The sequence below is a fragment of the Constrictibacter sp. MBR-5 genome, from assembly GCF_040549485.1.
GTDB lineage: Bacteria > Pseudomonadota > Alphaproteobacteria > JAJUGE01 > JAJUGE01 > Constrictibacter.
Genome location: NZ_JBEPTK010000001.1, coordinates 285,616 through 298,642, shown reverse-complemented (window position 1 = coordinate 298,642; position 13,027 = coordinate 285,616). Strand labels below are relative to the sequence as shown.

At 69.2% G+C, this 13,027-nt stretch carries 12 protein-coding genes; 5 read left to right on the top strand and 7 right to left on the bottom strand.

Annotated elements, in window-relative coordinates; translation table 11 throughout:
• Window positions 1-30 precede the first annotated feature (30 nt).
• Together ABIE65_RS01390 and thrC are read left to right on the top strand one after the other, a co-directional pair.
• Window positions 31-1,101, top strand: coding sequence for an LLM class flavin-dependent oxidoreductase (locus ABIE65_RS01390; protein ID WP_354075036.1), 1,071 nt, complete (start codon window positions 31-33; stop codon window positions 1,099-1,101).
• Between the two features lie 100 nt (window positions 1,102-1,201).
• The gene (gene thrC / locus ABIE65_RS01385; protein WP_354075035.1) at window positions 1,202-2,596 is read left to right on the top strand and encodes a threonine synthase; all 1,395 of its coding nucleotides are present in this window, start codon (window positions 1,202-1,204) and stop codon (window positions 2,594-2,596) included.
• Window positions 2,597-2,865: 269 nt separating this feature from the next.
• On the opposite strand, the gene rpoH is transcribed toward thrC, so the two are convergent.
• Window positions 2,866-3,759, bottom strand: coding sequence for an RNA polymerase sigma factor RpoH (gene rpoH / locus ABIE65_RS01380; RefSeq protein WP_354075034.1), 894 nt, complete (start codon window positions 3,757-3,759; stop codon window positions 2,866-2,868).
• Window positions 3,760-4,324: 565 nt separating this feature from the next.
• Here rpoH and ABIE65_RS01375 point away from each other — a divergent pair.
• A complete protein-coding gene (locus tag ABIE65_RS01375) occupies window positions 4,325-4,696 on the top strand; it encodes a VOC family protein (protein ID WP_354075033.1) in 372 nt (123 codons plus the stop codon).
• Between the two features lie 49 nt (window positions 4,697-4,745).
• Window positions 4,746-5,756 carry a dipeptidase gene (locus tag ABIE65_RS01370; protein WP_354075032.1) on the top strand — a complete coding sequence of 337 codons (1,011 nt, stop codon included), beginning with the start codon at window positions 4,746-4,748 and terminating at the stop codon, window positions 5,754-5,756.
• Between the two features lie 16 nt (window positions 5,757-5,772).
• On the opposite strand, the gene ABIE65_RS01365 is transcribed toward ABIE65_RS01370, so the two are convergent.
• Complete coding sequence (locus tag ABIE65_RS01365; protein ID WP_354075030.1) at window positions 5,773-6,405, bottom strand: pyridoxamine 5'-phosphate oxidase family protein; 633 nt, start codon at window positions 6,403-6,405, stop codon at window positions 5,773-5,775.
• Between the two features lie 101 nt (window positions 6,406-6,506).
• Between ABIE65_RS01365 and ABIE65_RS01360 the strand changes: the two genes are divergently transcribed.
• Entirely contained in the window at window positions 6,507-7,412 is a 906-nt protein-coding gene (locus ABIE65_RS01360) for a LysR family transcriptional regulator (RefSeq protein ID WP_354075029.1), read from the top strand.
• 539 nt (window positions 7,413-7,951) lie between these two features.
• Here ABIE65_RS01360 and glcF read toward each other — a convergent pair.
• The 5 genes from glcF to ABIE65_RS01335 form a co-directional block, all read right to left on the bottom strand.
• Window positions 7,952-9,352, bottom strand: a complete 1,401-nt coding sequence (gene glcF / locus ABIE65_RS01355) for a glycolate oxidase subunit GlcF (protein ID WP_354075028.1) — start codon at window positions 9,350-9,352, stop codon at window positions 7,952-7,954.
• A 2-nt stretch (window positions 9,353-9,354) separates the two neighbouring features.
• On the bottom strand, window positions 9,355-10,584 hold the full coding sequence (gene glcE / locus ABIE65_RS01350; RefSeq protein WP_354075026.1) for a glycolate oxidase subunit GlcE: 1,230 nt from the start codon (window positions 10,582-10,584) through the stop codon (window positions 9,355-9,357).
• 175 nt (window positions 10,585-10,759) lie between these two features.
• Window positions 10,760-12,247, bottom strand: coding sequence for an FAD-linked oxidase C-terminal domain-containing protein (locus ABIE65_RS01345; RefSeq protein WP_354075025.1), 1,488 nt, complete (start codon window positions 12,245-12,247; stop codon window positions 10,760-10,762).
• Window positions 12,248-12,362: 115 nt separating this feature from the next.
• Window positions 12,363-12,488, bottom strand: a complete 126-nt coding sequence (gene ykgO / locus ABIE65_RS01340) for a type B 50S ribosomal protein L36 (protein ID WP_354075024.1) — start codon at window positions 12,486-12,488, stop codon at window positions 12,363-12,365.
• 145 nt (window positions 12,489-12,633) lie between these two features.
• Window positions 12,634-12,987 carry a hypothetical protein gene (locus tag ABIE65_RS01335; protein WP_354075022.1) on the bottom strand — a complete coding sequence of 118 codons (354 nt, stop codon included), beginning with the start codon at window positions 12,985-12,987 and terminating at the stop codon, window positions 12,634-12,636.
• Window positions 12,988-13,027: the final 40 nt, after the last annotated feature.

The following is a 13,027-nucleotide window of genomic DNA, read 5'->3' as shown; positions in this document are numbered from 1 at the left end:
GCAACCGCAACCGTCCTCCAGGAGCATTCCATGCCCGTCCGCATTCTCGGCATGATCGGCGTGGCGCCGCCGCAGGGGAACACGCTGCACGTCATCGCGGGCGCGGTGTCGGCGCCGTTCCTGCGGACGTTCGCGCAGGCGCACGAGGCGGCCGGGTTCGACGAGGTGCTGGTCGGCTATTATTCCAGTTCGGCCGAGGGCTTCACGGTCGCCTCGCACGCCGCGGCGCATACCAAGACCCTGCGCTACCTGATCGCGCACCGGCCGGGCATCGTCGCGCCGACGCTCGCGGCGCGCGCGGCGGCGACGTTCGACCACCTGTCCGACGGGCGGCTGTCGCTGCACATCATCGCCGGGGTCAGCGACAAGGAGCAGGAGAGCGAGGGCGACTTCCTGACCAAGGACGCCCGCTACGCCCGCGCCGCCGAATATCTGCACGTGATGCGGCGGCTGTGGACCGAGGCGGCGCCGTTCGACCATGCGGGCGACCACTACCGCATCAACGCCGGCTTCACGGCGGTGAAGCCGCTGCAGCGGCCCTATCCGCCGCTGTTCTTCGGCGGGTCGTCGGACGGCGCGCTCGCCATGGGGGCGGAGCATTGCGACGTCTACGCGCTCTTCGGCGAGCCGCTGAAGGAGACCGCCGAGCGCATCGACGACTTCCGCACCCGCGCCGCCATCCATGGCAAGCGGCCGCGCTTCAACATCTCCTTCCGGCCGATCCTGGGCGCCACCGAGGGCGAGGCGTGGGACCGGGCGCGGCGCATCCTCGCCGACATGGAAGGCTCCGGCACGCCGGGCAAGGGCCAGGACCGCAGCGCCGAGCGCCTGCTCGAACTGGCGGCGCGCGGCGAGGTGCACGACGAGCGGCTGTGGATGGCGGTGGCGCAGGCGACCGGCGCGAAGGGCAACACCTCCTGTCTGGTCGGCACGGCGGAGCAGGTGGCCGAGGCGATGCTGCGCTACTACCGGCTGGGCGTCGCCTCCTTCCTGATCCGCGGCTTTGATCCCGTCGCCGACGTCGAGGATTTCGGGCGCGAGCTGATCCCGCGGGTGAAGGCGGGTGCCCTGGCGATCGACCGGGAGATGGCGGCGGCCTAGGCGCAGGTCACCCGCGCTCCGTTGCGCTCCCCGGCCGCCCGTGCTACCGCCGCGACCTGCCCAGCGCGGCAGCGGCCAGACCGGCAGCGGAGTGACGATCTTGCGTTATGTGAGCACGCGGGGCGCGGCCCCGGTCCTGGGATTCGCCGACGTCCTGCTGGCGGGGTTGGCGCGCGACGGCGGCCTCTACGTGCCGGAGACGGTGCCGACGCTGAGCCACGACGACATCCGCGACCTGCGCGGGCGGCCCTATGCCGAGGTCGCGACGCGGGTGATGCTGCCTTTCCTGGGCGGCGAGATCGCCGAGGACGATTTCGCCGGCCTCGTCGCCGACGCCTATGAGGGGTTCGGCCACCGCGCCGTGACGCCGCTGCGCCAGCTCGACAGCGACCTGTGGCTGCTCGAGCTGTTCCACGGCCCGACCCTGGCGTTCAAGGACGTGGCGCTGCAGCTGCTCGGCCGGCTGTTCGACCATGTGCTGACGAAGCGGGGGGAGCGGGTGACGATCGTCGGCGCCACCTCCGGCGACACCGGTGCCGCGGCGATCGAGGCCTGCCGCGACCGGGCGTCCATCGACATCGTCATCCTGCACCCGAAGGGCCGTGTGTCCGAGGTGCAGCGCCGGCAGATGACCACCGTCCTGTCGCCCAACGTCCACAACGTCGCCATCGAGGGCACGTTCGACGACTGCCAGGACCTGGTGAAGGCGATGTTCAACGACGCCGCCTTCCGCGACGAGATGCGGCTGTCGGCGGTGAACTCGATCAACTGGGCGCGGATCATGGCCCAGGCGGCCTATTACGTGTACGCCGCGGTCCAGCTCGGCGCGCCGGAACGCGAAGTGGCGTTCGCCGTGCCGACCGGCAATTTCGGCAACGTCTATGCGGGCTATCTGGCGCGGCAGATGGGCCTGCCGATCGCCGGCTTCGCCATCGGCACCAACGAGAACGACATCCTGGCGCGCTTCTTCGGCGCCGACGATATGAGCGTCCGGCCGGTGAAGCCGACGCTGTCGCCCAGCATGGACATCCAGGTATCGAGCAATTTCGAGCGGCTGCTGTTCGACCTCTACGACCGCGACGGGCGGGCGACGGCGGAGGCGATGACGGCCTTCCGCGAGACGGGCAGGCTGGGCGTCGGCGAGAACCGCTGGCGTGCGGCGGCCGACCTGATCAAGTCGACCGGCATCGATGACGTCGGCACGCTGGAGGTGATCGCCGCCGAGCAGGCGGAGACCGGCGAACTGCTCGACCCGCACAGCGCCATCGGCGTGGCGGCGGCGCGCGAGCACCGCATCGCCGGCGTGCCGACCGTGGCGCTGGCGACGGCGCATCCGGCGAAATTCCCGGACGCCGTGCAGCGCGCCTGCGGCATCCGCCCGGAACTGCCGAAGCGCCTCGCCGACCTGCTGCAGCGCGAGGAGCGCGCGACGCCGCTGCCGAACGACCTGGCGGCCGTGCAGGCCTTCGTCAGAGGAGCGGCGCGGGCGGGGTGAGGGTGTTTCATTCCGTTTCGTGGGGGTAGGGGCGGCCGGCCCACCTCGGTGCTTTCCCGGACAAGCCGCCGCAGGCGGCGCAGAACCGGGACCCACCGGGCCGCCTGGACGCTCTCTGACCGTCGGCCTCGGCGCGGGCCCTCGGTCCCGGATCGCCGCGCTGCGCGCTTGTCCGGGAAGGTACGTTTAGGGGGTGACCCCTCGGCCCCCAAACGCAAACCGCCGGGCTTTCGCCCGGCGGTCGCGTCTTCACCGATGATCGGCGACGTTTACGCCGCGGCGAGGATCTGCTGCGGCTCGGCGCGCAGGGCGCGGGCGGCGTTGAGCACCGCCTTGCGCAGCTTCTCCATCGCCCGCACCTCGATCTGGCGCACGCGCTCGCGCGAGACGTTGAACTGGTGGCTCAGCGCCTCCAGGGTCATCGGCTCCTCGCGCAGGCGCCGCTCCAGGACGATCTTGCGCTCGCGGTCGGTCAGGCCTTCCAGCGCCTTCGTCAGCAGCCGGCGGCGCAGCGACAGCTCGTCCGCATCGGCCAGAAGCGTCTCCTGGCTCGGGCGGTCGTCGCCGAGCAGCTCCATCCACTCCGTGTCGCCGTCGGCGCCGATCGTGACGTTGAGCGAGCTGTCCGACGCGCCGAGGCGGCGGTTCATCTCGATCACGTCCGTCTGCGGGACGTCGAGCTCGGTCGCGATGGTCGCCACCGTCTCCGGCGACAGGTCGCCGCTCTCCAGCTCCTGCATGCGCGCCTTCAGCTTGCGCAGGTTGAAGAAAAGCTTCTTCTGGGCCGCGGTCGTTCCCATCTTCACGAGCGACCAGGAACGCAGGATGTATTCCTGGATCGCGGCGCGGATCCACCACATCGCATAGGTCGCGAAGCGAAAGCCGCGATCGGGATCGAACTTCTCCGCCGCCTGCATCAGGCCGACATTACCTTCGGCGATGAGGTCTTCGACAGGGAGACCGTATCCGCTGTAGCCGCGGGCGATCTTGACGACGAGGCGAAGATGGCTGCCCACGAGCTGGCGAAGCGCGGATTCATCATGCGAATCACGCCACGCGCGCGACAGGAGCTGTTCCAGCTCCGGTGCCAGCATCGGGAACCCCTTCGCCTCCGCGAGATAGTGCGACAGGCCGGATTCTGAGATGTGGGTCGTGATGTTCAACTCGCCTCGTCCTTTACGTCAGTGGTTACCCCCGTAACACCTCGTCCTCGCCCGCAATTGGTGACGCGGACGCCTCAGGCGGCGACGGCGTCGGACGCCGCACCCCCTAAGGAAACTTCGGTTTCTTGGGATCACCGATGTCGCCCTCGCGACATTCACGGACAAGATACGGATGCGACCCCGTTTTGTCAATGAATTTCGCAATCATCTTCGGGTTCCCCAAGTCCGTGCAAACCATGCCTCGCCGGTCATAAAAGAAGCCGGTGCACCTTCATCCGGACATTTCCGTGAACTCGTGCAGTGCCGTCGCGCACGATTTCTTTACCGTACGGTCGGGACCATGGATCCGGACGAAGCTGCGACCATCGAGCACATGCTCTCTCGACATCGAATCTATGTCGGTGGTCGCCGTCGCACACCTTACAAATCGGTTATCCTCCGCGGCACCGGCGATCGTCACGGCGGCGGCCGGCCGCTTCTGGACCCGGCGCCCGCTTCGTCCTACGGTTCGACCGCAGACGGCTCGCATCGGTCGCAGAGGGGCCGATCGCAAAGGAGGGCGCTCATGTCCATCAGTTCGCTCGACCATGTGAACATCCGCACCGAACGTCTCGACGAGACGGTCGCCTTCTACCGCGACGTCATCGGCCTGGAGCTCGGCGAACGGCCGAACTTCGCCTTTCCGGGCGCGTGGCTCTACATCGGCGGCGAGCCGGTCATCCACCTGATCGGCGGCGAACGCGGCGCCGGTGCCGGCGAAGGAACGGGCACGATCGACCACGTCGCGTTCGGCGCCGACGATTTCGACGGCTTCGCGGCCAAACTGTCCGGCAAGGCCATCGAATACGAAGTGCGCGACGTGCCCGGCGGCAAGATCCGGCAAGTGTTCCTCTTCGATCCCAACGGCGTGAAGATCGAGCTTAATTTCCGTCGATGAACGAGAACTGAACGGCGCATCCTAAATGATCGACGGGAATAGAGACCAAATGACGGACGCGGAGCGGCTGCATCGCGACGCTTTCGTGATGGACGGACTGGTCTATCACTGCGACGGCTGGACGGAGGATCTGAAGGCGGGCGGAATCGACGCGATCAACGTCACCGTCTGTCACTTCGAGGCCGACTTCCCCGAGGCCTGCGCCCAGGTCGCGCAGTGGCACGGCATCCTGGGCGCGAAGGACAGCGGCTGGCGCCTCATCGAGACCGCGGCGGACTTCGACCGGGCGCGGGCGGAGGGCCGGACCGGCCTCGTCATGGGCTGGCAGAACACGCGGCCGATCGCCGACCGGCTCGACCGGCTGCACTTCTTCCACCGGCTCGGCCTGCGGATCATGCAGCCGACCTATAACTATCGGAACTTCCTGGGCGACGGCTGCCTGGAGGACGAAGGTGCCGGCCTGTCCAGCTTCGGCCGCGACGCGGTGCGGCTGATGAACGAACTCGGCATCGCCATCGACCTCAGCCATGTCGGCTACCGCACGGCGATGGACGTGATCGAACTGAGCGAGCAGCCGGTGCTGGTCACCCACGCCAACCCGCTCGCGGTCACCGATCTCGCCCGCAACAAGCCGGACGACCTGATCCGCGCGCTGGTCGCCAAGGGCGGCGTCATCGGCGCCAGCATCTACGGGCCGATGTGCTGGAACGGCGACACGAGCGCCAAGCCGGCGATCGCCGACTATGTCCGCAACCTCGAATACCTTGTCGAGGTTGCGGGCATCGAGCACGTCTCGTTCGGCACCGACCTCTCGACCGGCCGCGACCTGCGCAAGATCGCCTTCGAGCGGGCGACGCCGCGCCGCTGGGAGGGTATCGACCGCTTCAACCGGGCCTTCGGCGAGGACATCCCGGCGCGCTACCTTTCCGACTGCACCTCGCACCGCGAGCTGCCGCGGGTGACGGCGGCCCTGCTGGAGCGCGGCTGGCGCGAGGAGCATGTCCGCGGCTATCTGGGCGAGAATCTGCGGCGGGTGCTGGGACGGATCTGGGGCGGCTGACCGCGACGGCACGCCGTCAGCCGACGCCGTCCTCGGCCGGAAGCCGCGCCCGCAGCGCGGCGTTTTCCGCCTCCAGTGCCGCCAGCCGGTCACGCAGCGGCGCGACCGCCGCCGCGATCTCGGCCTGCGTGAAGCGCGGCACGATGTGCTGCCGGCAGTTCCAGTCGAACGCCTCCAGGTGCAGCAGCAGCGTCCGCTCCGCCTTGGCCGCATAGCCCGGCACGGCGACGCGTGCGGCGAGCGCCGGATCGGCCTCGAGCGAGACCGCCTCCACCCGCACATACATCTTCAGGCGCGCTCGTGCCGGATAGTCCACCAGGATCAGCGAAGCCCGGTCGTTCGCCGCCAGATTGCCGACGCTGATGTACTGGCGATTGCCGCGATAGTCGGCGAAGGCCAGTGTCCGGTCGTCGAGAACGTGGAGGAAGCCGGCCGGACCACCGCGGTGCTGCACATAGGGCCAGCCCGTCTCGGAGACCGTCGCCATGTAGAGGCTGTCGCGGGCGGCGATGAAGGCCGACACGTCGGGTGTCAGCCGGTCGAATGCCCGGTCGCCCTTGAAGTCTTCCCAGTTCCGCGCAGCGCCCATCGCCGCCTGGGCCGCCCGCACGCTCGGCGTCGCGGCGATGTCGAGGAAACCGTAAGCCATGTCCGCCTCCTTCGGCTGTCCTGCCGGCGAAGATGGCCGCTAACGCAGTGCGGGATAATCGGCTAAGTTCGGGAAGCTATTTCTCATCTGGCGGGATGATCGTGGACCGGCTCGAAGCGATGGCGATCCTGCTGCGGGTGGTCGACAAGGGCGGCTTCTCGGCGGCCAGCCGGGATCTCGGCATGCCGCTGGCGACCGTCAGCCGCAAGGTCGCCGAACTCGAGGCGCACATCGGCACCCGGCTGCTGGTCCGCACGACGCGGCGGGTGGCGCCGACCGAGGCGGGAACTGCCTACGTCGCTTCGGCCCGGCGGATCCTGGAGGAGATCGACGAGACCGAGCGCGTCGCTGCGGGCGAATTCCAGGCGCCGCGCGGCGAACTGATCCTGACGGCGCCCGTCCTCTTCGGCCGGTTGCACATCCTGCCCGTCGTCACGGATTTCCTGGCGGCCTATCCGGAAATCGACGTCCGGCTGCTGCTGTCGGACCGCAATCTCCACTTCGTCGACGATCATGTCGACATGGCGGTGCGGATCGGCGCACTGCCCGACAGCAGCATGGTGGCGACGCGCGTCGGCACGATGCGGCGGGTCGTCTGCGCCAGCCCGACGCTGCTCGCCGCGCACGGCACGCCCCAGGCGCCGGGCGACCTGGCCCGGCTGCCCTGCGTCAGTTTCGACTTCCTGTCGCCCGCCGCGACCTGGTCGTTCCGGCCGGGCGGGACGGGCCGGACGGTCGACGTGCCGATCCGGCCGCGCCTCTCCGTCTCGACGGCCGAGGCGGCGGTCTGGGCCGCTGCCCGGGGCGTGGGTGCCACCCGCGTCCTGCACTATCAGTGTGCGGAGACGGTCCGTGCGGGGGCGCTGCGCATCGTCCTGGCGGACTTCGAGCCGGAGCCGGCGCCCATCCACCTGCTGCACGCCGGCCGCGGCGCGCTCCCCTCGAAGATGCGGGTGTTTCTCGACTTCGCCGCGCCGCGCCTGCGCGATGCGCTGGCCTTGCTTTGACGGAATCGAGCGCTGGCGGCGCGATTAGGGCCCGTCACTAGGGAAAATGTCTGATCGCGGTAAGGGTGCGCCTGCTTCGGCTTTGGTATTGGAACCAACGCCTGGACTATTTCTGTGTTGCGTCACCTTTGCCGGAAATTTGCACTTACGATCTGGCTGTCTGATCCCGCCTGCGTATGCCGCACTCTCAGGCGAATTCGCTCCCGGTCCAGGCATCCCGTTCGCAGAAGCACGCGCGCACCGGAGCGAGTCATCCAATAAGAGAGAGGAGGCAACAGACAATCCCGTCAGAATGAGAAATATAAGGAATCGTCTAGAGTGTATTGCCCCGGTTCTTGTGAGAGATCCTGGAAGAATAAGTATAACTACACCAAGCCATTTATAGATAGATTGTCTATGTGCGACAACATTGTTGTGAATATTGTACCATGACCAAATAAGGGCGGCCGTAAACGCCATCGCCATCAACATCAGAATTAGTCGCGCTGTATCGGCCAGGCAGAGCCAGGACAGAACATCTCCGGTACACATGGGAGGCTCTATGCGGCTGAGGGGTTGGCACCACCGCTGAAGCGGGGATTGAGATCGGACTGGCCGGGGGCCGGCGGCGGCGCGGATGGATGTTCGGGTGCCGTGGCGTCGTCCGGTGCGCTCCACGCGAGGGACTGCGGCCGAGGCCCGCCCGTGGCCCAGTCGAGCAGTTCGACCGTGTGCACCACTGGCGTGCCGGTGCCCGAGGCGATCTGGTTGATGCAGCCGATGTTGCCGGTGGCGACCGCATCCGCGGCCGTGCGTTCGATGTTCGCCACCTTGCGGTCGCGCAGGCGGGTCGCGATCTCGGGCTGCAGCAGGTTGTAGGTGCCGGCGGAGCCGCAGCAGATATGGCCCTCGGGCACGGTGCGCACCTCGAAGCCGGCGGCCTGGAGCAGCGCCACCGGCTCGCGGCGGATCTGCTGGCCGTGCTGCATCGAGCAGGCGGAGTGGTAGGCGAGAACCGGCCGCGCGAACGGCGCTGGCTCGGCGAGGCCCAGGGTCGTCATCACCTCGGTCACGTCGCGCGTCAGGGCGGCGACCTTCGCCGCCCGCTCGGACCATTTCGGGTCCTCGCGGAACATGAAGCCGTAATCCTTCACCTGGGTGCCGCAGCCGGACGCGTTGATGACGATGGCGTCCAGGCCCTCGCCGTCGATCTCGCGCATCCAGGCGGCGATGTTGGCGCGGGCATAGCGGTGCGACGGGCTCTCCTTGCCGAGATGGTGCGAGAGGGCGCCGCAGCAGCCGGCACCCCGTGCCACCACGACCTCGGCGCCGTGGCGCGTCAGCAGGCGGATCGTCGCCTCGTTGATCGACGGCGCCACCACCTGCTGGACGCAGCCGGTAAGCAGGGCCACGCGCATCCGGCGCTCGCCCGCGGCCGGGAAGACCTGCGGCCGGTCGACCGGCGACGGCGCGGGCAGGGCGCGCGGCGCCATGCGCAGCATCGCGGACAGGCGCGGCGGCATGACCGGCGCCAGCGGCCTGGCGAACCAGGCGCCGATCAGCGACAGGCGCGACAGGAACGGCCGCGGCAGCACCGTCGACAGCATGCCGCGCACGAACCGGTCGGGCAGCGAGCGGCTGTAGTTCTGCTCGATATAGGTCCGCCCGTGATCGACCAGATGCTGGTAGTGGACGCCCGAGGGGCAGGTCGTCATGCAGGACAGGCAGGAGAGACAGCGGTCGACGTGGCGCACCGTCTCGTCGGTCGGCTTGCCGCCCTTCTCCAGCATCTCCTTCATCAGGTAGATGCGGCCGCGCGGGCTGTCGAGTTCGTCGCCGAGCAGGACGTAGGTCGGGCAGGTCGCGGTGCAGAAGCCGCAATGCACGCAGGCGCGGAGGATCTTCTCCGATTCGCGCGTGTCCGGGTCGGCGAGCTGGGCGGCCGTGAAGCGTGTCTGCATCGTCAGACGTCCCGGTACATGCGGCCACGGTTCAGGATTCGGGTCGGGTCGAAGGCCTCCTTGACCCGGCGCGACAGGGCGGCGGCGCCGGCCGCGGGCGGCTGGAAGACGTCGAGCGCGTCGCGATACTCGGCCGATGCCCGGATCAGGGTGGCATGGCCGCCGGACGTGGAGACGGCGAGGCGGATCGCGGCTTGGCCGAGATCGCTGCCGGGTTCGGCGACGGGTGCCACCCACAGCAGGCCGCCCGCCCAGTCGAACAGGATGCGGCAGTCGACCTGGGTGCGGATCGCCTCGGCGACCTCCGCCCCGGCGGCGGGCGGCACCGACAGGCGCCAGACCGGCCGGTCCCAAAGCGAGGAGAAGGCCTCGACGTCGCGGATCGACCGCCACAGCGCCCGCGACGGCACGGCGTCCAGTTCCGTGCCGTCGCCGAACGCGGCGAGTTCGGCGCCGAGCGCCTGGACGCGGGCGCGCACCGACGGGCCGAAGCCTTCGAGGCGCAGGGCGGTGACCGCGGTGCCGGCGCCGCTGACCCGCGCCATGCCCAGGTCGCCGGTGGTGTCGGCGGGCAGGTGCGCCGCACCCGAGACCTCGTGCGCGCTCTGCATCGCGACCGTCATGGCGGCCACCGCCGCACGGTCGTCCAGCCGGTGCAGCAGCAGGGTGCGCACGTCCTCGGGCGCCGGCAGGACCTTGATCGTCACCTCGGTCATCACGGTCAGCGTGCCCCAGGAGCCGGCGAGCAGCTTGCAGAGATCGTAGCCTGTGACGTTCTTCACCACCTTGCCGCCGGTCTTCACTGCTTCGCCGCGGCCGGTGACGCAGGCGGCCCCCAGGAAATGGTCGCGCGCCGCACCCATCTTCACCCGGCGCGGGCCGGCCAGGTTGCAGGCGAGCAGGCCGCCGATCGTCCCCGCGCCGGGCTCGCCGCCCAGCAGCGGGCCGTAGTCGATCGGCTCGAACGCCATCATCTGGCGGCGTTCGGCGAGGGCGGCCTCGATCTCGCGCAGCGGCGTGCCGGCGGCCGCCGTCAGGACCAGCTCCTCGGGCTCGTAGTCGACGATGCCGGACAGGCGGTGCAGTGCAATGCGCCGTTCCACGGCCATCGGCCGGCCGAGCGCGCGCTTCGTGCCGGTACCGACGATTTCGGCGGGAACCTCGTCCGCCACGGCGGACCGGACCAGTTCCAGGACCTCCCGGGCGTCGGCTGGGGAGTGGATCGTCGTCATGCGGCGCCAAGCGTACGGAGTTTACGAGGGGGCCTTTCCATCCCGTCATTGCGAGGAGCGCAGCGACGAAGCAACCCAGGGCCACGGCCTGTGCGCCGGCCCTGGGTTGCTTCGCCTTCGGCTCGCAATGACGGAGGAGCGAATGTCGCGGCGGAAACGTGCAGCACGCCGCCCATCAGAATCGCGGCAGTTCGGGAAACGGCACGCGGCCGCCGCTGATGTGCATGCGGCCGAGTTCGGCGCAGCGGTGCAGCGTCGGGAAGACCTTGCCGGGATTGAGCAGCTGCTTCGGGTCGAAGGCGCATTTCAGGCGCTGTTGCTGCTTCAGGTCGTCCTCGGTGAACATCGCCGGCATCAGGTCGCGCTTCTCGACCCCGACGCCGTGCTCGCCGGTCAGCACGCCGCCGACCTCGACGCAGAGGCGCAGGATGTCGGAGCCGAAGGACTCGGCCTTGTCGAGTTCACCCGGCTTGTTGGCGTCGTAGAGGATCAGCGGGTGCAGGTTGCCGTCTCCCGCGTGGAAGACGTTGGCCACGCCCAGGCCGTACTGCTCGGACAGCTGGGTGATGCGGTTCAGCACGTCGGGCAGGCGGCGGCGCGGGATCGTGCCGTCCATGCAGTAATAGTCGGGCGAGATGCGGCCGACGGCCGGGAAGGCGGCCTTGCGCCCGGCCCAGAAGGCCAGCCGCTCCTCCTCGCTGTTCGAGATGCGCAGCGAGACGGCGCCGCGCTGCTCGGCGATGGACCGTACGACCTCGATCAGATGGTCGACCTCGGCCGGCGGGCCGTCGAGTTCGACGATCAGCAGCGCCCCGACGTCGAGCGGGTAGCCCGCATGGACGAAGGCCTCGGCCGCGTGGATCGCCGGGCGGTCCATCATCTCCATGCCGCCGGGGATGATGCCGGCGCCGATGATCGCCGCGACGCAGTCGCCGCCGCTCTCGCTCGACGGGAAGCCGATCAGCAGGGCGCGCGCCGTCGCCGGCTTCGGCAGGATGCGCACCGTGACCTCGGTGACGACGCCGAGCAGCCCCTCCGACCCCGTCATCACGCCGAGCAGGTCGTAGCCCTCGGCCTCCATGTGGCGGCCGCCGAGGCGGATCACCTCGCCGTCCATGGTGACCATCTCGATGCCGAGGATGTTGTTGGTCGTCAGGCCGTATTTCAGGCAGTGCACGCCGCCGGAATTCTCCGCGACGTTGCCGCCGATGGTGCAGGCGATCTGGCTGGACGGGTCCGGCGCGTAATAGAAGCCGTCGTCGGCGACGGCCGTCGAGATGCCGAGATTCGTGACGCCCGGCTGCACCACGGCGCAGCGGTTGGCGTAGTCGATCTCCAGCACGCGGTTGAACTTGCCCAGGCCCAGCAGCACGCCGTCGGCGAGCGGCAGGGCGCCGCCGGACAGCGAGGTGCCGGCGCCGCGCGGCACGACCTTCACGCCTTCCCGGTGGCAGTAGGCCAGCACCTGGGACACCTGCTCGACCGTCTCCGGCAGGACGACGATCATCGGCAGGGTGCGATAGGCGGTCAGGCCGTCGCTCTCGTAGGCGCGGCGCGCGGACTCGTCGTCGATGACGCCTTCGCCGGGCACGATCGCGCGCAGTGCGGCGACCAGTGCGTCGCGGCGCGCCAGGACCGACGCGTCCGGATCGGGCATCTTCATGGTGGCGCCTCGCGACCGGAATTAACCGTCACAGCATAGGCGCTTGATGCACAAATGAAAACCGCGCCTTCCGGCGCGGCTTCGACGTCGAAGTCGTCCCGGAAGTCGCCGGGCCTCAGCCCTGGCGCGCCTTGAACCGCGGGTTCGTCTTGTTGATGACGTACATGCGGCCCTTGCGGCGGATCAGACGGCAGTCCTTGTGACGGGACTTCAGCGTCTTCAGCGAACGAACGATCTTCATTGTCCCGTCTCTGTCCTGTTGGCGGTCTCGCCGCTTCGGCCGCGGAAGATAGGGACGCGGCGGGGGCAAGTCAACGAACTCCCCGTTTCGGAGAGGCCCCCGCCGCGGTCCCGTCATCCTGCCGGTGCGAAGCCGATCGAAGCGCTCAGAAGCGCAGCGGCAGGACCACGTTCACCTCGGGCCGGCCGTAATAGTGCCGCGGCGGCGCGTGGTACACGACCGGCGGCGGGTCGCGGTAAATCACCCGCGGGCGGCCGTGATAATAGTGATGCACCTCGCGGTCGCGTCCGCGGCCGCGCCAGTGCTTCTTGTGCCGGTGGTGATCGTGGCGGTCGTAATGGCGGCCGTGGTGACGGCCGTCGCGCCAGTCGCGATCGTGGCCGCGCCCGCCGGCCTCGGCCGGTGCGGCGAGGGCCGTGAAGGCGAGGGCGGCGACCACCGCGAGACCGACGCGCGACGCGCGGCTGGCGATCCTGCTGGCGATGCTCGTGCTGCTCATGATCTGGCTCCTTGTCGACGTCGTCTTCTTCGGCTTGTCG

Bases quoted from the DNA above. Each gene is read 5' to 3' on its own strand.
- ABIE65_RS01390 (WP_354075036.1), top strand. From the start codon at position 31: ATGCCCGTCCGCATTCTCGGCATGATCGGCGTGGCGCCGCCGCAGGGG.
- ABIE65_RS01375 (WP_354075033.1), top strand. From the start codon at position 4,325: ATGTCCATCAGTTCGCTCGACCATGTGAACATCCGCACCGAACGTCTC.
- ABIE65_RS01370 (WP_354075032.1), top strand. From the start codon at position 4,746: ATGACGGACGCGGAGCGGCTGCATCGCGACGCTTTCGTGATGGACGGA.
- ABIE65_RS01365 (WP_354075030.1), bottom strand. From the start codon at position 6,405: ATGGCTTACGGTTTCCTCGACATCGCCGCGACGCCGAGCGTGCGGGCG.
- glcF (WP_354075028.1), bottom strand. From the start codon at position 9,352: ATGCAGACACGCTTCACGGCCGCCCAGCTCGCCGACCCGGACACGCGC.
- glcE (WP_354075026.1), bottom strand. From the start codon at position 10,584: ATGACGACGATCCACTCCCCAGCCGACGCCCGGGAGGTCCTGGAACTG.
- ABIE65_RS01345 (WP_354075025.1), bottom strand. From the start codon at position 12,247: ATGAAGATGCCCGATCCGGACGCGTCGGTCCTGGCGCGCCGCGACGCA.
- ykgO (WP_354075024.1), bottom strand. From the start codon at position 12,488: ATGAAGATCGTTCGTTCGCTGAAGACGCTGAAGTCCCGTCACAAGGAC.
- ABIE65_RS01335 (WP_354075022.1), bottom strand. From the start codon at position 12,987: ATGAGCAGCACGAGCATCGCCAGCAGGATCGCCAGCCGCGCGTCGCGC.